The organism is Kitasatospora sp. NPDC056531, assembly GCF_042794375.1.
Lineage (GTDB): Bacteria > Actinomycetota > Actinomycetes > Streptomycetales > Streptomycetaceae > Kitasatospora.
In genome coordinates this window covers 372,990-390,464 of the sequence record NZ_JBHTTU010000002.1, presented here as the reverse complement: position 1 = coordinate 390,464, position 17,475 = coordinate 372,990, and the positions used below count along the sequence as shown (strand labels likewise).

The 17,475-nt window shown below is 72.9% G+C and carries 20 protein-coding genes and 4 tRNA genes; 10 read left to right on the top strand and 14 right to left on the bottom strand.

What is annotated here, in order from left to right; all coding sequences use genetic code 11:
* The first annotated feature begins 145 nt into the window (after nt 1-145).
* Nucleotides 146-910, top strand: coding sequence for a nucleotidyltransferase domain-containing protein (locus ACFQ87_RS04520; RefSeq protein WP_380609066.1), 765 nt, complete (start codon nt 146-148; stop codon nt 908-910).
* 583 nt (nt 911-1,493) lie between these two features.
* Here the strand turns inward: ACFQ87_RS04520 and ACFQ87_RS04515 are convergent.
* From ACFQ87_RS04515 to ACFQ87_RS04505, 3 genes are all read right to left on the bottom strand, one after another.
* Complete coding sequence (locus ACFQ87_RS04515) at nt 1,494-1,697, bottom strand: hypothetical protein (protein ID WP_380609065.1); 204 nt, start codon at nt 1,695-1,697, stop codon at nt 1,494-1,496.
* 1,213 nt (nt 1,698-2,910) lie between these two features.
* Nucleotides 2,911-2,983: transfer RNA gene (locus tag ACFQ87_RS04510), tRNA-Lys, on the bottom strand.
* A 58-nt stretch (nt 2,984-3,041) separates the two neighbouring features.
* A complete protein-coding gene (locus ACFQ87_RS04505; protein WP_380609064.1) occupies nt 3,042-3,782 on the bottom strand; it encodes a DNA polymerase beta superfamily protein in 741 nt (246 codons plus the stop codon).
* Nucleotides 3,783-3,904: 122 nt separating this feature from the next.
* On the opposite strand from ACFQ87_RS04505, the gene ACFQ87_RS04500 reads away from it, so the two are divergent.
* The 3 genes from ACFQ87_RS04500 to ACFQ87_RS04490 all read left to right on the top strand — a co-directional run bounded on the left by ACFQ87_RS04500 (nt 3,905) and on the right by ACFQ87_RS04490 (nt 6,703).
* Nucleotides 3,905-5,116: a DNA glycosylase AlkZ-like family protein gene (locus tag ACFQ87_RS04500; RefSeq protein ID WP_380609063.1), complete on the top strand. Its 1,212-nt coding sequence runs from the start codon at nt 3,905-3,907 to the stop codon at nt 5,114-5,116.
* A gap of 22 nt (nt 5,117-5,138) precedes the next feature.
* Nucleotides 5,139-5,900: an SDR family oxidoreductase gene (locus ACFQ87_RS04495; RefSeq protein WP_380609062.1), complete on the top strand. Its 762-nt coding sequence runs from the start codon at nt 5,139-5,141 to the stop codon at nt 5,898-5,900.
* A gap of 107 nt (nt 5,901-6,007) precedes the next feature.
* Nucleotides 6,008-6,703 carry a tyrosine-protein phosphatase gene (locus ACFQ87_RS04490; protein ID WP_380609061.1) on the top strand — a complete coding sequence of 232 codons (696 nt, stop codon included), beginning with the start codon at nt 6,008-6,010 and terminating at the stop codon, nt 6,701-6,703.
* Between the two features lie 24 nt (nt 6,704-6,727).
* On the opposite strand, the gene ACFQ87_RS04485 is transcribed toward ACFQ87_RS04490, so the two are convergent.
* Nucleotides 6,728-7,210 carry an RICIN domain-containing protein gene (locus ACFQ87_RS04485; RefSeq protein WP_380609060.1) on the bottom strand — a complete coding sequence of 161 codons (483 nt, stop codon included), beginning with the start codon at nt 7,208-7,210 and terminating at the stop codon, nt 6,728-6,730.
* Nucleotides 7,203-8,390 (bottom strand): low temperature requirement protein A, encoded by a 1,188-nt coding sequence (locus ACFQ87_RS04480; protein ID WP_380609059.1) that lies wholly within the window; start codon nt 8,388-8,390, stop codon nt 7,203-7,205. The genes ACFQ87_RS04485 and ACFQ87_RS04480 overlap by 8 nt, the downstream gene beginning before the upstream one ends.
* Before the next feature lie 77 nt (nt 8,391-8,467).
* On the opposite strand from ACFQ87_RS04480, the gene ACFQ87_RS04475 reads away from it, so the two are divergent.
* Nucleotides 8,468-9,622 (top strand): hypothetical protein, encoded by a 1,155-nt coding sequence (locus ACFQ87_RS04475; RefSeq protein ID WP_380609058.1) that lies wholly within the window; start codon nt 8,468-8,470, stop codon nt 9,620-9,622.
* Between the two features lie 110 nt (nt 9,623-9,732).
* Nucleotides 9,733-10,068 (top strand): hypothetical protein, encoded by a 336-nt coding sequence (locus ACFQ87_RS04470; RefSeq protein WP_380609057.1) that lies wholly within the window; start codon nt 9,733-9,735, stop codon nt 10,066-10,068.
* Nucleotides 10,069-10,079: 11 nt separating this feature from the next.
* Here ACFQ87_RS04470 and ACFQ87_RS04465 read toward each other — a convergent pair whose 3' ends face one another.
* The 6 genes from ACFQ87_RS04465 to crcB (ACFQ87_RS04440) form a co-directional block, all read right to left on the bottom strand.
* Nucleotides 10,080-10,913, bottom strand: coding sequence for a TIGR02452 family protein (locus tag ACFQ87_RS04465; RefSeq protein WP_380609056.1), 834 nt, complete (start codon nt 10,911-10,913; stop codon nt 10,080-10,082).
* 200 nt (nt 10,914-11,113) lie between these two features.
* Nucleotides 11,114-13,171: a DEAD/DEAH box helicase gene (locus ACFQ87_RS04460; RefSeq protein ID WP_380609055.1), complete on the bottom strand. Its 2,058-nt coding sequence runs from the start codon at nt 13,169-13,171 to the stop codon at nt 11,114-11,116.
* 194 nt (nt 13,172-13,365) lie between these two features.
* Nucleotides 13,366-14,085: a hypothetical protein gene (locus tag ACFQ87_RS04455; RefSeq protein ID WP_380609054.1), complete on the bottom strand. Its 720-nt coding sequence runs from the start codon at nt 14,083-14,085 to the stop codon at nt 13,366-13,368.
* Between the two features lie 140 nt (nt 14,086-14,225).
* A complete protein-coding gene (gene crcB, locus ACFQ87_RS04450; protein ID WP_380609053.1) occupies nt 14,226-14,600 on the bottom strand; it encodes a fluoride efflux transporter CrcB in 375 nt (124 codons plus the stop codon).
* Entirely contained in the window at nt 14,597-14,965 is a 369-nt protein-coding gene (locus ACFQ87_RS04445; RefSeq protein WP_380609052.1) for a DUF190 domain-containing protein, read from the bottom strand. The genes crcB (ACFQ87_RS04450) and ACFQ87_RS04445 overlap by 4 nt, the downstream gene beginning before the upstream one ends.
* On the bottom strand, nt 14,962-15,474 hold the full coding sequence (crcB, locus tag ACFQ87_RS04440; protein ID WP_380609051.1) for a fluoride efflux transporter CrcB: 513 nt from the start codon (nt 15,472-15,474) through the stop codon (nt 14,962-14,964). Before crcB (ACFQ87_RS04440) ends, ACFQ87_RS04445 begins: the two co-directional genes overlap by 4 nt.
* 70 nt (nt 15,475-15,544) lie before the next feature.
* Here crcB (ACFQ87_RS04440) and ACFQ87_RS04435 point away from each other — a divergent pair, with 70 nt between their 5' ends.
* From ACFQ87_RS04435 to ACFQ87_RS04420, 4 genes are all read left to right on the top strand, one after another.
* Nucleotides 15,545-15,886: a metallopeptidase family protein gene (locus ACFQ87_RS04435; RefSeq protein WP_380609050.1), complete on the top strand. Its 342-nt coding sequence runs from the start codon at nt 15,545-15,547 to the stop codon at nt 15,884-15,886.
* A 113-nt stretch (nt 15,887-15,999) separates the two neighbouring features.
* Nucleotides 16,000-16,072, top strand: a tRNA-Glu gene (locus ACFQ87_RS04430).
* Nucleotides 16,073-16,127: 55 nt separating this feature from the next.
* A tRNA-Asp gene (locus ACFQ87_RS04425) sits at nt 16,128-16,201 on the top strand.
* Between the two features lie 27 nt (nt 16,202-16,228).
* Nucleotides 16,229-16,305, top strand: a tRNA-Phe gene (locus ACFQ87_RS04420).
* Nucleotides 16,306-16,431: 126 nt separating this feature from the next.
* On the opposite strand, the gene ACFQ87_RS04415 is transcribed toward ACFQ87_RS04420, so the two are convergent.
* From ACFQ87_RS04415 to ACFQ87_RS04405, 3 genes are read right to left on the bottom strand one after another with little or no spacing between them, the layout of a single operon-like run.
* Complete coding sequence (locus ACFQ87_RS04415; RefSeq protein ID WP_327068229.1) at nt 16,432-16,692, bottom strand: helix-turn-helix domain-containing protein; 261 nt, start codon at nt 16,690-16,692, stop codon at nt 16,432-16,434.
* A 13-nt stretch (nt 16,693-16,705) separates the two neighbouring features.
* The gene (locus ACFQ87_RS04410; protein WP_380609049.1) at nt 16,706-17,041 is read right to left on the bottom strand and encodes a helix-turn-helix domain-containing protein; all 336 of its coding nucleotides are present in this window, start codon (nt 17,039-17,041) and stop codon (nt 16,706-16,708) included.
* Nucleotides 17,038-17,415 (bottom strand): type II toxin-antitoxin system RelE/ParE family toxin, encoded by a 378-nt coding sequence (locus ACFQ87_RS04405; protein WP_380609048.1) that lies wholly within the window; start codon nt 17,413-17,415, stop codon nt 17,038-17,040. The genes ACFQ87_RS04410 and ACFQ87_RS04405 overlap by 4 nt, the downstream gene beginning before the upstream one ends.
* Between the last annotated feature and the right edge of the window lie 60 nt (nt 17,416-17,475).

Here is a 17,475-nt window from a genome sequence, read left to right as displayed (position 1 = left end):
CCCCTCGCGCAGCTACCGGTAACCCGAAACGCCTTTTCTTCTTTTTTTCCCCCCCCCCCCCCCCCCGGGCCCCGATCCGTTGGAGGGGAAGTAGGACAGGTGCGGGACCTCAGGCGCGCGCGCCCGCCTTCGCGTCGTACTCCCTGTGGGACCGTGGTCGCACCATGATCCGATCGACCAAGCACGGCGCCTCGTCCGAGACCGCTTCCCCGGGGCGCTCGCCGTGGTCCTGGCGGGATCCACCGTCTCGGGGCGGGCAGGCGCGAACAGCGACCTGGACCTCGCGGTCCTGATCGCCGGCGGGGGCGAGACCTACCGGGAGACGCTCCGCTTCGAGGGGCGGGTCGTGGAGCTGTTCGTCCACACCCGGGCCGGTCTCCGCGACCTCTTCGCGGTGGACGTCGCCACCCGGCGCGCCGTGCTGCAGAACATGTACGCCACCGGCCTGGTCCTGGTCGACGTGGACGGGGAGGCCGGGCGGGCCCGGGCCCTGGCGGAGGAAGACCTGCGCCAGGGCCCGCCCGCACTCGGACCGGAGACCCTGGAGACCAAGCGCCACGGCCTGACGGACGCGCTGGACGACCTGCTCGACGCCATCGCTCCGGTCGAACTGCTGGTCACCGCCGGGGTGGTGGTCAACACCGCTGCCGACCTGCTGTTCGACCACCACCGAGCCTGGACGGGCAGCGGCAAGTGGCTGCCGCGACGCCTGCTGGAGGCGGATCCCGAGCGCGGCGCCGCGCTGCTCGACGCCTACGCCCGGCTGGGCACCTCGCAGGACACCGCGCCGCTGGTCGAGGCTGCCTCGGCGATCCTGGACCTCGCCGGCGGCCCGCTCCGCGAGGGATACCACCGGGCCTGGCAAGGCGTCATCGAAGCCGTCGCCGTCGGCGTCGGCGTCGGCGGCTGAGCGCGACGCCCGACGGGGGGAGTCCCGCCAGAACGGGCTGCCTGCCGTTGTTTCCGCAGCCTGGCGTACTGCTGCGGCTGAGTGACAAGCGTGCGGTTCCCCGAGGATGTTCACGGTGTGATGAGTCGAGCCCTCTTAACTTCTTCTGACACTCGACTGTTCGCCCAGCAGGCGGCTGCCCGCGCCCGCCACCCATGGAGGTCATCGGATGAATCTTCGACCCTGGGTTGCAGCGTCGCTGGCGGGTGCGGCTCTCGCCCTCGCGTCTGCGCCCGCAGGCGTCGCCGCACAGACGTCCACACAGCACGCGCCCGGCTCCCTGTGGCCCCAGGACGGGGACGGGGACGGGGAAAGGGGCAGGGAAGGGGAAAGGGGCGGAGAGGGGGAAAGGGGCGGGGAAGGGTACTTCTATCGCCCCAGCCCCTGGCGCCACTGCTTCAGCGCCCGCCGCGTCGTGCTCATCGACAAAACCTTCAGGGCGATTCTGACCAACAGTCGGCGTGGGCCGGAGGCTCTCGTTCTCCAGGGGAGCTCGTCATCCTCGCCCTCGTCGCCGGAGGCACCTTGGGACAACTTTTCTATTTCAACGTATTTGGACGTGAATTATCCCACCAACACCAGCAACCAGTATGAGTTTCAGATTCGTGGCTTTTTCAGGGAGCATCCGGTCTTCGTGGTGAAGGCCTTCGGCCGCCACGAGCGATCCTTCCCCTTCGCAGCCGCCCACTGCGTCGACGACTACTACGACGACGACCACCGCCACAACGACGGTGACCGCGGTGACCACGATCGTCCGCACGATGGTGCGACTGCCGGCGGGGGTGGCCCGTCCGGCGCCCCGTCACCCCAGGAGTCCGGTTCCCCGTCACCCCGGGAAGGGGACCACGGTCACAACGGCCAGCCCGCGCCGGAGACTCTCGCCTCCGGAGGCACCAGCCTCCCTCTTCCGCCTGATGGTACGGCTGTCGGTAGGAGCACTGGTCGGCTGGGCGCGAAGCGCATCGGGATCGCGACCGGCGGCTTGCTGATGGTTCTAGGAGCACTGGCCACGGCCTGGCTTCGCCGACGTCGTCGGCTGCGTGCCACTCGGCCGGAACAGGAACCGGCAGCGCCTTCGACCCCCGACGCCGCATCAGGACCCTGATGTGGCGCCGACCCGGCCGCACCGATGGCGAACGGCCGGCCTCCCGGGGGGCCGGCCGCGCGGGAACGTGGTCCTCACGGCGGAACCGGTCAGGAGGAAGTGCTGCTTTCGGTGGGGTCCGACGTGGCCGAGGAACTCGGGCGGGGGTCGTGGGGGCAGATCCAGTTGGGGTTCTTGACTCCGTAACTCAGACCCCACTCCCTGTCACAGCCGCCCCAGAATGCTCCCACCCAGCCGCAGTAGGGGCCGCCGTAGCTGAAACAGGGGCGCGCTGATTCCTGCGGGACCGGATTCGTGGAGAGTGGCCAGGACGATTCGGCCCTGCCCAGCGACGTGCCGGAGACGCCGACCATGCGGACCCGCGTGGCATCGGGACCGTGGGACGTCCGCTCCATGAGGAAGAGGGGCAGGCCGAAGGCTGCGGCGGAAGCCGCCACCGTTGCGGCGGCGAGAGCGCAGCGGGTCAGGCGCATGACTGTTCCTCCTGGCTTCGTGGTCCGTGGCAGGCGTGGACGAACTCTGCGCACGAGCGCCGCCGCTGTGAACGCCGGAGTTGAACGTATGGTCTGGAAAACTCCCCGGCCGCCAGCGAACCGCCAATCAGGCGGCCTTGCTCCGGTTCTTCACCCGAAGGGTCTCGTCCCCTCCCGGAGATCGACCGGGCGGTGTCCGAGACCGCCGCACGGCTGGTTCCCCGGGCCCGTGAGGCCGCAGGCGGCGAAACCGTCGGGCTCACTTCGGGCTCACCCGCACCCGCACCCGCACCCGCACCCGGGAAGCGAAAACGCCCTGACCGGCAAAACCGAGTCAGGGCGCTGAGTCGCAGGTCAGCGTGGGTAAACGCCTCCGGGAAGAGTGGGCCACCAGGGGCTCGAACCCTGAACCTACGGATTAAAAGTCCGCAGCTCTGCCAATTGAGCTAGTGGCCCGCGGCCCTTTGCCCCGGCTGGATCCCGGAGGTCCCGGGCGGGGAGGGCCACAGCGATCCTACCCGGTGGGGCCCAGGGCTCCGCCAGTGGATTGGGTGGACGCGCCGGGTTCCTGGGGCGGGGTGTAGTGGGCGGCGCGGACGCGGCGGAGCCAGGCCTCGGCGGGGCGCGGGTCGGGGGCGTCGGGCAGGACGCCGGGGCGGGCGAGGCGTTCGGCGGCGTCGGCGAGCAGGGATTCGGCGGTACCCGGGCGGTCGGCGATGCGTTCGCCGAGGTCACGGACGTGCTCGGGGTCGAGCAGCCGGATCAGGTGCCGGCCGGTCTCGTGCAGCCGGACGGCCTGTTCGACCAGCCGGACCAGGTGCCGGGCGTGCTTGGCGGCCCGGCGGCGGGTGACCGGGTCCCCGGTGTCGCGGGTCAGCAGTTTGCGGAACTGCTGGTCGGCGTAACCGAGATAGGCCTTGCGGACGGCCGGCCCGCTGAGGAACGTCGAGCGGATCCCGACCAGTTCGCGACCGAGCGGGGTCACGGTCTCGTACAGGTCCTCCGGCAGCCAGACGAGTTCGGAGGCGGTCGGGTTGCAGGACAGCGCCAGGCGGCACCACTTGGCGGCCTCGTGCAGGGTGACGTCCGGCGCGGTGGTGACGTGCGACTCGGCCGGGCGGTGCAGGCCGTGCAACTCCTCGGTGGGGGTGGCGAACAGGCCCAGCCGGTCGACGTCCGAGCCGGCGTGGGCGAAGCCGTACGCGGTGGAGCCGACGATGCCGGACAGCAGGACGGTACCGGGTGTGGCGGACACGGACGAGCTCCTCTCGAACGGACGGGCGACTACCGCACCCGCTCCGGAATCCTCTCCGGAACGGGCCGCGCCGAGCGAGCGATTTCCGGTCCGGGGTCCGCCCGGCCGCCGATACTGGCCCCATGGAGCACGATCCCCACCGGCAAGCCGTCGACGTCGAGAAGCTGCGGGCCTGGTGGTCGCACCGGCAGTGGCTGGACCGCCCGCACACCGGGGCGTCCGCCGCCGAGGTGCTGGCCGCCACCGGCTGGGCCCGCTCGGTGGGCGGCGCGGCCCCGTACCTGGGCCTGTTCGCCCGGGCCGGGCTCGGCCGGGCGGCGGTGGACGCGGCGGTGGCCGCCCTGGAGGTGCACGAGCTGCCGTCCGCGCGCGGCTGTACCTACGTGCTGCCGGCCGCCGACTTCGCGCTCGGCCTGGCGGCCGGCGCGGCCGCCCCGGCGGGTGAACTGGCCGCGGCCCAGAAGCACCTGGGGGTCGCCGGGGGCGAGGTCGAGCAACTCTGCCTGGCCGTCGAACGGGTGCTGACCGCGGACCGGCCGCTGGACCCGACCACGATCCGGGAGGCGGTCGGCGACGCCGTCCGCCCGCTCGGCGAGCCGGGCCGCAAGCGCGGACTGGCGACCACCCTGCCGCTCGCCCTCGGGCTGATGCAGTCGCGCGGGCGGATCCGCCGGGTACCGGTCAACGGCCGCCTGGACCAACAGCGTTACGGCTACGTCGGCTGGGACCAGCCGGTCCGCGGCGACGCCGTCGACCTCGCCCGCCGCTACTTCTCCTGGGCCGGCCCGGCCACCCTCAAGCACTTCCGCTGGTTCTCCGGCTTCACCGCCGCCACCGCCAGACGGGCCGTCACCGAGGCCGGACTGGTCCCGCTCGCACCCGGCTCCGAGCTCCTGCTGCCGCCCGAACTCGCCGAGGAGTTCGCCGGGTTCGAGGTGCCGAAGGATCCGCACTACACCCTCCTGGCCGGCATCGACGGCATCCACCTGCTGCACCGCGACCTGCCCCGGCTGCTCGACCCCGCCGACGCGGCCCGCCCGTTGCCGGCCGGAAGGGCCGGGCGCACCTTCGGCGGTGAGGCCGACCCGCAGACCCACCTGGTGCTCGACCGCGGCCGGATCGTCGGCCTGTGGGAGTACGACACCGAGCGCGCCGAGATCGTCCACCAGCTGTTCGTCCCGCCCGACGACGCGCTGCGCGAGGCGGTCGCCCGAACCTCGGCCTTCGTCCGGGACGAGCTCGGCGACGCCCGCGGCTTCAGCCTGGACTCGCCGAAGAGCCGTGCGCCGAGGATCGCGGCGCTGCGGGCGGCGTCCCCGGGTGTCCGCGGCTGACCTGCCGGGTAGCGTACCGATCATGTCGACCACCACCACCGACGAAGTCCTGATCGTCACCGGCGCCGGCCGCGGCATCGGCGCCGCCACCGCCCTGCTGGCCGCCCGCCGCGGTTACCGGGTCTGCGTCAACTACCGTACGGACGAGGCCTCGGCGGCCGCCGTGGTGGACGCCGTCCGGGCCGAGGGCGGCACCGCCCTCGCCGTCCGGGCCGACGTCACCCGCACCGCCGAGGTGGAGCGGCTGTTCACCACCGTGGACACCGAACTCGGGGAGCTCACCGGGCTGGTGAACAACGCGGGCACGCTGGAGAAGCAGTGCCGGCTGGAGGACATCGACGAGGACCGGCTGAACCGGATCTGGGCCGCCAACATCACCGGCCCGTTCCTGTGCGCCGCCCAGGCCGTCCGCCGGATGTCCACCCGCTACGGCGGGCGCGGCGGCGCGATCGTCAACGTCGGCTCGGCCGCCTCCCGGATCGGTTCGCCGAACGAGTACGTCGACTACGCGGCCGCCAAGGGCGCGGTGGACTCGATGACCCGCGGGCTGGCACTGGAGGTCGCAGCCGAGGGCATCCGGGTCAACTGCGTCCGCCCGGGCCTGATCCACACCGACATCCACGCGCTCGGCGGCGAGCCCGGGCGGGTCGAGCGGGTCGCGCCGAACCTGCCGATGCGGCGCGGCGGGCAGCCGGAGGAGGTCGCCGAGGCGATCCTGTTCCTGCTCTCCCCGGCCGCCTCGTACACCACGGGGGCGTTCCTGGAGGTCGCCGGGGGCCGCTGAGCCCCCGCCGGGCAGGCCGGCACGGCGGTTCCCGGGGGCGGGGCTTCAGCGGACGGTCCCCTCCGGTTTCCTTCCGCCGATCCGTCCTCGCCCGTACGGTGGAGGCCATGACCGACGCCTTCATCGACATCCCCGGTGTGCGCAACTTCCGTGACGCGGGCGGGATCGGCGCCCTCCGTCGGGGCGTTCTGTACCGCTCCGGGTCCTTCCACACGCTCACCGAGGAGGGCGCCCGGAGACTCAAGGACCTCGGCCTGCGCACGGTGATCGACCTGCGCAGCCCGGTCGAGCTGGAGGTCTGGCCGGACCAGCGGCACGGCCTCGACCACGAGACCCTCAACCTGCCGACCCTGCCCGCCAAGCGCGGGGACGTGGACCGGCCCTGGCCCGAGGACCAGGCCGCCCTGTACACCTTCATGCCCGAGACCGCCGGCCCCTCGCTCGCCGCGCTCATCCGGCGCCTGACCGACCCGGCGGCGCTGCCGGTGCTCGTGCACTGCGCGGTCGGCAAGGACCGCACCGGCCTCACCGTCGCCGTCCTGCAGTCCCTGCTGGGGGCCTCCGACGCCGACATCACCGCCGACTTCCTGCTGTCCAACCTCGGCCTCGGCCTGGACCAGGGCCCCGTCCCGTACGTCGACGAGACCGGCTCCGAGCGGGTCTCCCGCCCGGTCAGCGCCGAGCTCATCGCCTCCTCCCTCGGCTGGATCCGCACCCACCACGGCACCGTCCCGGCCTACCTCCACGCCCACGGCATCACCGAGGCCGAGCTGGACGCCCTGCGCGCCAACCTCTCGGTCTGACCGCGGAGGGCCACCGACGACCGACTACCGACGCTCGAAGCGCCACCACTGGGTCGGTGCGTCGACGTCCTCCCACTGCTGGACGCCCGCGTCCGGCTCCGCCGGGGCGGTCAGCGGCTTGCCGCTGATGAAGCTGGTGACGGTGTACGTCCCCGGCGCGTCGACGTGGGCCTCCAGCAGCCACTCCTGGGCGCCGAAGGCGTTGGCGGACCACAGCTGAATCGGAACGCCGTCCTCCGGGGAGGCGCCGGTGACGTCCAGGCGCTTGCCGCTGGCGGCGCTCTCGATGTGGAACAGCGCGCCGCCCGGGTGCACGGCGGTGAGCTGCCAGAGCTGGGCGTCGGAGCCGTCCTCCGCGCCCACGCGGACGCGGGCGCCGCTGCGCCGGGAGCCCTCGGCGACCTCCAGCAGCAGACCGCTGCCGACGTTGCGGATCCGGTAGCGGCCGTCGGTGATCGCGGGGTCGGCCGCGCTGTCAGTCGCTCGGTCAGTCGCTCGGTCAGTCATGTCCGAAGTCTCCCACCGGGCGCCGACAGGCGGACTCGTACCCGAATACAGCGGCCAGCACGGCCACCACGGCGCCCACCTCGTCCAGCGCCGAGACCGCGGTGCCCAGCGGGACGGTCGCCAGGACCGCGGCGGCGCCGATCAGCCGGGGCAGGTCGGGGCGCAGGCCGAAGAAGCGGCGCACGGCGGTGTTCACCACCAGGTACAGCGTGATGCCCCCGGCCAGCGCGAGGGCCTGCGGGAGGGTGATCGCCGCGTCGGGGTGGGCGACCGCCGACTTCACCCCGGCGGCGAACAGCAGCACGCCGAGCAGCAGCCCGAAGTGGCCGAGGTAGTAGACGGTGACCGCGGCCCGGTTGCGCTCGGCGGAGGGCAGCGCGGCCATGTGGTGCTCGGCGCGCGCGTCGTCGTCGTATCCGAAGTACGCCCACCAGAGGCCGACGCAGACGGTCAGGCTGAGCAGTGCGACCGCGATCAGCTCGGGTCCGAGCTCGGTCGTCCCGGCGCCGACGCCGATGGCGATCACCGACTCGCCGAAGGCGATGATCATGATCAGCCCGTGCCGCTCCACGAAGTGGTCCGAGCGCAGCCGGAACTCGGGCAGCCCGGCCACCCGCTGGGTGACGAACTGCATCGCGAACGCGACCGTCCAGAAGGCGAGTTGGACCGTCCCGGTAAGGTAGCCGCCGGCCACCACCAAGGCACCGATGACCAGGTTGGACGCGCCCATCCGCAGCACCGCGACGGGCGCCACCTCGGCGACGATGAACATCCCGGTGTGCAGGGCGACCACCATCAGGTACGCCCAGCCGAAGGCGGCGCCGCCGCCCTCGAAGGCGTGCGGGACGGACAGCGAGATCACCAGGAAGGCGCCCATCGCCAGCATCAGCAGTCCGCCGCGCCCCCGGGTGCGCGGCGGCAGCGCGTTGGTCAGCCATATGAAGGCGTCGTACATCCACCAGATCAGCCCCAGCATCACCAGCACCTGGGCGAAGCCGCCGAGGGTGAGGTGGTGGACCAGGCTGCCGGTGAGCTGGGTGATGGTGAAGACGAAGACGAGGTCCAGGAAGAGTTCCAGCGGCGCCACCTTCAGGGCGGGCTCGGAGAACTCCTCGGGATCCCGGGCATCAGAAGCATCAGAAGCATCAGGAGCATCAGGGGAAACAGGGGACGCGGTCACCGCGCGAGTATCCCGTCACCGACCCGATGCCCGGGGGCGTTTCCGGCGGACGGGCTCCGCCGCCTATGCTGCGGCAAATGTCCACCGAGCAGAACCCCGAGCGGAACCCGCGGCAGATCCCCGGGCGGAGCCCCGAACAGACTCATGGTCATCTTCCGCCGCAGCGTCAGCAGCCCACCCTCCTCGACGCGGTGGCCGAGTTGGAGGCGGTGGTCGCGGCCGGGGACGACGAGCGCTTCGGCCCGGCCCTGGGCCTGGTCGGCGGGCTGTTCGGCCCCGCCGAGCCCGCCGAGCGGCAGGCGGCCGGACCCCGACTGGCCGCGCTGCTGCCGGACGCCCCGCCGTTCCCCCGGGCCCACCTGGCCATGATCACGGGCGCCTGCGTGGAGTACGGCGCCGACCCGGTGGCCTGCTCCGGCCCGGTGCTGGCCGGCCTGCGCGGGGCGCTGACCGGCGCGCAGCGGCTCGTCGAGCGCTGGGCGCAGACGGGTGGCGGCCCGCTGCCCGACTGGGAGGAGGACGATCCGGCCGAGGCGCACGCCCGGATCGAGGACCCGGCGCACCTCGACGAGTGGAACGCGCACCTGGCCGTGGTCGCCTGGTGGACGCTGCACCTGTGGCAGCAGGCCGCCTGGGCGGTCTACGCGCACGCGCCGGTCCGGGCCGAGGCCCGCGCCTCGGGCGTCACGGCCGTGCTGCTGGAGCTGGCGGGCCGGTACGAGGGCGGGCAGCACGACCTCAAGGGCCTGGCCCACCTGGCGCAGGTGCTCGACGACGAGCCACTGCGGGTGCTCGACCGCCCCACCGGCACCGGCTACCTGCTGCGGATGAGCGGCCTGAGCGACACCTTCCAACTGCACACCCTGCTCGCCGACCTGCTGATCGGCGGCGGTCACCTGCCCGGCACCCCGCAGGACCCGGAGGTGGTGGCGCTGGCCCGGACCGAGTTCCTGGACGGCCGCCGACTGATCGCGACCGGCGCCTTCAACCTGGTCGCGCCGGACGGCTCCTGGCTCTGGAACGAGGGGACGCCCGACGACATCCCGGTGCTGGACGGGGTACGCACCCTGGTGCTGGAGCCGCTGCCGTACGAGCGCACCTGGTCGGCCGGGCGGTTCATCCAGGAGATCCCGGGCGACCTGCGGCTGGAGCAGGTGCTCGACCCGGCGGAGGCGGCGCAGCTGCTGGCCCGGATGGTGCCGGGGATGTCGGTGGTGGGGGCCTTCGGGTAGGAGGCCCCGGCCGGCCGCCGCGTTCGCCGGGTTAGGGTCGGAAGCCGACGCAGCCCCTCCGGCCGCGGCCGTTACGAGTGACGAGTGACGAGTGACGAGTGGAGTCGACGATGGCGAAGGTCCCGAACGTGCTCTCGGCCGCCGCGCCCGCGGCGCTGACCGCGGCGAGCGGTCTGGTCGGCGGTTACGGCGTCGCCCGCTGGAGCGGCCGGCGCGAACTGGGCGGCGCGGTACTGGCGGTGGCCGGTGCCGGGGCGGCCGCGCAGTGGCGCCGGAGCGCGGGCACGGCCACCGCGGCGGCGCTGACCGGCCTGTACGTGGCGGCCTTCGGCGGCTCGCACCCGCTGGCGAAGCGGATCGGCGCCTGGCCGTCCGTCTTCGCGGTCACCGGTGTGGTCGCGGCCGCCTCCACGGCCGCGACGGTGCTGGCCGCCCGCAAGCGGTAGTCGGCCCCTGCCTACCGGACCGCCGCGCCGAACCGGGCCTCGAAGGCCGCCCGGTTCGCCGAGACCGGTGAGCGGTCCCAGACCGCGAACACCACCCGCTCGAAGGCGGCCCCGTACCGGGCCAGCGCGCCCTCGAAGGCCTCGGCGACCTCGGCCGGGTCGTTGCGGAACACCCCGCAGCCCCAGGCTCCGAGCACCAGGGTGCGGACCTCGTGCCGGGCCGCCGCCGCGAGCACCCGGACGGCCCGCTCGGCGAGCACCCCGCGGACGTCCGTACCGGGCGAACGCCGTTCCAGCTGACCGGCGTTGGGCGCGGGCGAGGTCAGGAAGGTGACCGGGTACGGCCGGGCCAACAGGGCCCCGCGCCCGTCCCGGATCACCGGGACGTCCGGCGAGACGATCACCCGGTGGCTGTACCGCAGGTCGGTCGAGGCCCGGTGCGCCTCGTAGTAGTCGGGCGCCTCCAGCAGGCAGGAGTACAGCAGCGCGCTGCGGCACAGGTCCTCCTCCTGGGCGCGGGCGCCGCGCAGGTAGCCGCCGCCGGGGTTGCGCGCGGAGGCGAAGTTCAGCACCCCGACCGGCCCGGCACCGGCCGCGACCAGCCGCCGGGCGGCCTCGATGCTCCCCTCGGCCGTCACCTCGATCCGCCCGGCGGCCGGAGCAGGCCCGGGCTCCCCGGAGGCCAGCAACTCGTCCAGCGCCCGCGGCGCGTACGACACCGTGCGAGCCTTCGCCGCCGTCAACTGCTCCCCCACCGACACGAGTTCGCCGCCGGCCGTCCGGTAGCTCCCCCGCTCGGCGATCTCCTCGTTCACCCGTGCCACTTCATGCAGTCTGCTGCTCATGTCCGTGACGCTACGGGACTACCGCCGTGCCGCGCCACAGGTTATTCTCACTTCCAGAACAACGCCTCGGGGGGCGTGCACACGGAGGTGTCGGGGGGGGTATCGGGGAAACGCGAAGGGCCCGCTCCGGGGGACGGAGCGGGCCCTTCGTGTCATCGGTCAGTCAGTCCGGCCGGCGGTCAACCACCGGCCGTACGACGTCAGTTCTTCCAGCGCGGCTTGCGGTCGTCGCGGCCGCCGAAGCCACCGCGGTCGCGGTCGAAGCCGCCACGGTCCCGGTTGAAGCCACCGCGGTCGGCCTGCGGACGGCCGCCGGAGCGGTGGTCGTCGCGGCGCGAGAACGGACGGCTGCTGCCGCCGCGCTCGTCACGGTCCCGGCCGAAGGACGGGCGGTCGCCGAAGGAGCGGGCCGGACGGTCACCGAAGGAGCGGCCGCCGCGGTCGTCACGGTCGCGGTTGAAGCCGCCGGAACGACGCTCGTCACGGTCGAAGCCACCCGAGCGGCGCTCGTCACGGTCACGGCCACCGCCGAAGCCACCGGACCGACGGTCGTCACGGTCCCGGTTGAAGCCGCCCGAACGACGCTCGTCACGGTCACGGTCACGGTCGCGGTCACGGTCACGCGCGAAGGCCGGACGCTCGGTGCGCGCCTCGCGGTACGACGGGGTGCGCTCCTCCGCCTGCGGCGCGGCCGCGGCGGCGGGGGCCTCGGCGGCGGCCGGGGCCTCGGTCGCGGCCTGCTCGCCCGCCTCCTCGGCGGCCGGGGCCTCGTCCTCGATGCCCAGCTCGGCCCGCTCGCGCGCCGCACGGGCGGCCAAGCGGTCGGCCTCCTCGCGCAGCTCGGTGGCGCGGCGCTGGGCGCGCTCCAGCTGGCGGGTCATGTCGGCGAGCTCACGCTCGGCGGCACCCGCGATGTTCGCGGCGCTCTCGGCCTGCACCTCGGTGAGCGAGCGGGCGCCGGTGATCTTGGCGACCTCGGCGTCGAAGGCGTGGTCCAGGATGTGGCGGCTGGCGTCGACGCCCGCGTCCTCCATCAGGCGGAAGACGCCGCGGCGCTGGTGCGGCAGCACCAGGGTGACGACAGCGCCGGAGCGCCCGGCGCGCGCGGTGCGACCGGAGCGGTGCAGGTAGTCCTTGTGGTCGCCGGCCGGGTCCACGTTGAGGACCAGGTCGATGCCGTCGACGTGGATGCCGCGGGCGGCGACGTCGGTGGCGACGACGACGTTGACGTAACCGTCCTTGAAGTCGCCGAGGACACGGGTGCGGGCGCCCTGGGTCATGCCGCCGTGCAGCGCGTCGGCCTTCACGCCGGCCTCGATGAGCTGCTCGGCGACGCGGTCGGCACCCATCTGGGTGCGGACGAAGATGATCGTGCGGCCCTTGCGGGCGGCGATCGCGTTGGTGATCGGCGCCTTGTCCTTGGGCTTCACCACGAGGATGTGGTGGGTCATGGTGGTGACCGCGCCGGCCGACGGGTCGACCTCGTGGGTGACCGGGCTCTTCAGGTAGCGCTTGACCAGGGTGTCGATCTCGTTCTCCAGGGTGGCGGAGAACAGCAGGCGCTGGCCGCCGGCCGGCACCTGGTCGAGGATTTCGGTGACCTCGGGCAGGAAGCCCATGTCGGCCATCTGGTCGGCCTCGTCGAGCACGACGGTCTGGACGTCAGCCAGCTTGGCGCTGCCGCGGTTCAGCAGGTCGCGCAAACGGCCGGGGGTGGCGACCAGGATGTCGACGCCGCGCTCCAGCGCGTAGATCTGGTTCGACATCGAAGTGCCGCCGCAGACGACCTTGAGCTTGAGTCCGAGCACCGAGCCGAACGGCTCCAGGGCGTCGGCCACCTGCATGGCCAGCTCACGGGTCGGGACGAGGATCAGGCCGCGCGGGTGCTTGGGCTTGGTGCGCTCGCCGTCGGCGAGGCGGGTCAGCAGCGGCAGGCCGAAGCTGAGGGTCTTGCCGGAGCCGGTACGGCCGCGGCCCAGCACGTCCTTACCGGCCAGGGCGTCCGGGATGGTCGCGGCCTGGATCGGGAACGGGGTGGTGACGCCGCGCTTGGCGAGGGCGCGCACGACGTCGTCGTGCAGGCCCAGGTCGCCGAAGGTGATGGTGGGCTCGGCGGCCTCGACGATCTCCTCGACCTCGACGGCGTCGGTGTTCAGCTCGACGTCGGCGGCGTCGGTGGTGGGAGCGGTGGTGTCGGTGACATCGGCGGCGGACTCGCTTGCGGGCATGGCGAAGCGGGCGTCGTCAACGAGAGACATGCAAAACCTTCCGGAAGTGGCACGCGCCAAAGTCCGGGGTTCTGTTTCACAACCGCCTCTATGCGGTCAGCCACGGATCGCCGGAACGCGCCAAGGGCGCCGATGGGAATGGGGCGCCAGTCAAATGGATCAAACGAACGATCTACCACCATAGAGCACCCTCGGGATCGGAGGCAAACGCCCAGGCCAGTTTGCTAATGCGTACCCGCACGCGGACTCGGGGCCGCGGAACCGGAGCTTCCCGAGGAGGGTTCCGGGACCGGCGGGACGGTCGCGGCGGGCGTGGTGTGCTCCGGCTCGGGGGAGCTGGACGGGCGACTGCTCGGGGTGGCCGACGGGGTCCCGGCCGGACCGCCGCCGGAGCGGCCCTCGCCGGTGCCACCCGCCCCGCTGGTGCCGCCGGGGCCCGCGGCGCCTCCGGAGCTGGCCGAGGTGCCGCCCGGGTGCGGCGCGGGGCTCGGCCCGCCACTCGTCGAACCGCCGCCGCCCGGCGCGCTCTCGGGAGCACCCGCCCCCGGCACCGGGACCACGCCGGCGACCGCGCCGTTCGCGCCCGGCGCGACCTCACCCGCCACGGTGGCCGTGGCCCCGGCGGGCGCGTTTTCTGCCTGCAAGCCCCCCGGGCGCTCCGGACGCCCCGAGACGCCCCCCGGGTGCCCGGCGCCCGGCGAGGCCGAGGGACCCGCCGTCGCCCCCGGCCTGCCCGCCGGACCGGCCTGCCCGACCGGGGCCACCCCGCCGTGCTTCTCCTCCGCCGCCGGACCGACCGACATGCAGCCGGTCAGCCCCAGCCCGGCGACCGCCAGCACCGCCGCCGCCCGTACCGCGCGCGACCGCCGCACCGCCGTCTCCCGCAGCACCGTCTCCCGCACCGGCGCGGCCACCCGCGCCCGAACCGCCCGCACCGCAGCCACCGAGCTCCCTCTCCACCGCCCCACCCGGGCCGCCCACTTGCGCGCGGCCGCTCTCGGTGCCCAACGCGCGCCGGGCGCGGCGGGACACGGGCTGTACGGCAGTTCTCGGGCGGCTCCCGGCGGCTCCCGACCGGGCCCGCTCAGCCCCAGAGCGCCGAGGCCAGCTCCGCCCCCGCGTAGACCGCGGCCAGGCCGGCCACCAGGCTGCCGGCCACGTTCGCCACCGCGTACCGCACGGCGCCGGACTCGGCCAGTCGCAGCGTCTCGTACGAGAAGGTCGAGTAGGTGGTCAGCGCCCCGCAGAAGCCCGTCCCGACCAGCAGTTGGACGTGCGAGGAGGCCGCACCGGCCGCCACCGCCCCGGCCAGCAGGCCGAGCACCAGGCAGCCGAACACGTTCACCGTGAAGGTGCCCCACGGGAACACCGAGTCGTGCCGGGACTGCACCGCCCGGTCGGTCAGGTACCGCAGCGGCGCGCCGACCATGGCGCCCACCACCACCAGCAGCCAGTTCACCGCGCTCCCCCGCCCGCGCCACGCTCCGCCGCACGGCCCGTGTACCGGACGACCTCGCAGTGGTCCAGCACCACCAGCCCCTCGGCCACCAGCTCCTCCAGCTGCGGCAGGAACGCCCGCAGCCGCTCCTCCTCGTCCACAATCACCACCGCCACCGGCAGGTCCTCGCTCAGCGACAGCAGCCGCGCCGTGTGCACCAGCGACGAGGCGCCGAACCCCTCGATCCCCCGGAACACGCTCGCCCCGGCGAGCCCGGCCGCCCGCGCCCGGTGCACGACCTCGCTGTACACCGGGCGGTGGTGCCACATGTCGCTCTCGCCCACCATCACGGTCAGCCGCAGCGCCGGCCCGCTCAGCCGGCTCACCGGGCACCCCCGTCGCGGACCGGGCGGTGGATCAGACGCCGGGTCAGCACCGCCGCCGCCCACACCGCGCCGAGCGCGCCCAGCAGGGTCAGCCCCAGGTACGCCAGCCCGGGCCCCGGCCGCCCCGCCTCCAGCAGCCGGCGGATGTCCACCGAGTAGGTCGAGAAGGTGGTGAACCCGCCCAGCACCCCGGTGCCGAAGAACGGCCGCAGCAGCGGGTGCGCCGGACGCCCCTCGGTGATCGCCACCAGGAACACCCCGATCACCGCGCAGCCGACCACGTTGATCAGCAGCGTCGTCCACGGGAACGCCGTCGGCCCGGTCTCCCAGCCCAGCCCGGCCGCGTACCGGGCCACCGCCCCGATCACGCCGCCCACCGCGACCACCGCCACGGCCGGCCCCTGCCCGCGCAGCACCGGCGGCCGGCTCCGCGCCGCCGCCGCGGCCGGCGACCCGGTCCGCACCGGGCCCTCCGCGGCGCTGTCCAACGCGTCCTCCGAAGTCGTCACAGCCCCATCAAACACCGGCGCCCGTTGTCTGGCACACCGTCACCCGAGACCCGACAATGATCCGGTGGAGATGACCCGGGAAGAGTTCGAAACACTGGTCAGCGACGCCCTGGACCAGATCCCCCCGCAGCTCGCCGCCATGATGGACAACGTCGCGGTCTTCGTCGAGGACGAACCCGACCCCGACGACCCCGAACTCCTCGGCCTCTACGAGGGCACTCCGCTGACCGAGCGCGGCGAGTGGTACGCCGGGGTCCTGCCCGACCGCATCCTGATCTACCGCGGCCCCACCCTGCGCCACTGCGAGACCCGCGAACAGGTGGTCGAGGAGGTCCGCACCACCGTCATCCACGAGGTTGCCCACCACTTCGGCTTCGACGACCACGAGCTCGACGAACTCGGCTGGTCCTGACCCGCGCGGGCCCCGACCCCCCCACCCGGCCCAAACCCGTTTTGGCGATCCGCCCCGCATCCCATATGCTTCTCGACGTCCCCGAACGCTGGAAACAGCGGGACAGGCCGCAAGCCCTCATCGTCTAGTGGCCCAGGACGCCGCCCTTTCAAGGCGGTAGCACGGGTTCGAATCCCGTTGGGGGCACGCAGTACCGTAGTAAAGTGCAGTGCCGCAAGACCTTAGTGGTTCGCCACTACAAGGTCCCGTGGAGCAGTTGGTTAGCTCGCCACCCTGTCAAGGTGGAGGTCGCGGGTTCAAGTCCCGTCGGGATCGCTCGTCTCGCAAGAGACGGTGCAGTACGGCCAGGTAGCTCAGTTGGTACGAGCGTCCGCCTGAAAAGCGGAAGGTCGCCGGTTCGACCCCGGCCCTGGCCACCACGCCTGACCAGGCACGATGCCCTCGAAGCAGCTCGCTTCGGGGGCATTTTCGTGTCGTTTGACGCCAACGGCACAGCGGACGGTCAGGACCTCCGCGTCTTTGCCGCAACTCCACCGCCCCTGCCGTCACGCCGCGTCGGCGTGACGGTGGGGCACGAAGCGCATCGTCGTCCTTCCGTCCAGGGGGGCCAGCCGGATGTCGAGGTCTGCCTCCAACGCCTCGGCGAGCCGCGCCAGCAGGGGAAGGGTCGGGGTCGTGTCCCCCAGTTCTACGCGGGAGATGCCAGGCTGCGTCATGCCGGCCCGCCGGGCGAGTTCGGTCTGGGAGATCCCCAGTTGCCTTCGCCTGTCCCGTAGAGCGGCCGACAACTGCTGCCCGTAGTCCACGGCTTCCTCCTGGCTATGCGGCGCGAGCGGCGAAGCTGACTGCTGTGCCCGAGGTCGCCAGATGGACGTCCACGGACACCTCCAGAGCCGCGGCAATCCGGAGAAGCAGGTCGGACGTGACCGGGAGGACTCCACCAACCTCGATGTGTTCCACCTCGTCAGCGGTGCTACCGAGGCGAACCGCCAGATCGTCCTCGCTCAGTCCCAGCTGGGTACGCCGGTCGTAGACGAGCTGGCCGAGTGCCATGGCCAGACGAATCTGCTCTCGCTCGGCGATGATCGCAGGGGGCTCGAACTCCCTGCGAAGCGCGCGCTTGTCCCGAGCCAGCTGCCAGCGTGCGTGGTTCACCGTTCCTCCTCCGCTGTGTTGCGACTGTAGATCTCATGAGCTTCCGGGTGCCCCGTCTCGCACGCCAGCTTGGCGGCCTTGGCTCGTTTGACATCCGTCTCCTCGCGCATCCGGGTCTTGCGAAAGACGGTGAGCAGAACGATGCGGCGTCCAGGCGCCAGCCAGTAGCTGATCCGCACCGCGTTCCCGCTCAGGCCGAGGCGCAGTTCCCGCACCCCATCACCCAGGTTCCGCGAGTGCGGTTCGTCGAGCGTGGTCGGGTACTCGGCAAGGAGATCAGCCTTCTCCTCGACCTGCCGATAGTGCTGCGGAGTGAGACTCGCAAGCCAGAGACGCACCTCCGGTTCCAGCTCGATGGAGTAGCGCTCGCCCATACCAACCACTGTATATCACGCAGATGGTATGGGCCGTCGGTTCGTTTCAAGCGTCCCGTG

Coding starts and splice junctions, on each gene's coding strand:
- ACFQ87_RS04500 (WP_380609063.1), top strand. CDS start 3,905: ATGGAGCACGATCCCCACCGGCAAGCCGTCGACGTCGAGAAGCTGCGG.
- ACFQ87_RS04495 (WP_380609062.1), top strand. CDS start 5,139: ATGTCGACCACCACCACCGACGAAGTCCTGATCGTCACCGGCGCCGGC.
- ACFQ87_RS04435 (WP_380609050.1), top strand. CDS start 15,545: ATGACCCGGGAAGAGTTCGAAACACTGGTCAGCGACGCCCTGGACCAG.
- ACFQ87_RS04465 (WP_380609056.1), bottom strand. CDS start 10,913: ATGAGCAGCAGACTGCATGAAGTGGCACGGGTGAACGAGGAGATCGCC.
- ACFQ87_RS04485 (WP_380609060.1), bottom strand. CDS start 7,210: ATGACTGACCGAGCGACTGACCGAGCGACTGACAGCGCGGCCGACCCC.
- ACFQ87_RS04490 (WP_380609061.1), top strand. CDS start 6,008: ATGACCGACGCCTTCATCGACATCCCCGGTGTGCGCAACTTCCGTGAC.
- ACFQ87_RS04460 (WP_380609055.1), bottom strand. CDS start 13,171: ATGTCTCTCGTTGACGACGCCCGCTTCGCCATGCCCGCAAGCGAGTCC.
- ACFQ87_RS04470 (WP_380609057.1), top strand. CDS start 9,733: ATGGCGAAGGTCCCGAACGTGCTCTCGGCCGCCGCGCCCGCGGCGCTG.
- ACFQ87_RS04405 (WP_380609048.1), bottom strand. CDS start 17,415: ATGGGCGAGCGCTACTCCATCGAGCTGGAACCGGAGGTGCGTCTCTGG.
- ACFQ87_RS04475 (WP_380609058.1), top strand. CDS start 8,468: ATGTCCACCGAGCAGAACCCCGAGCGGAACCCGCGGCAGATCCCCGGG.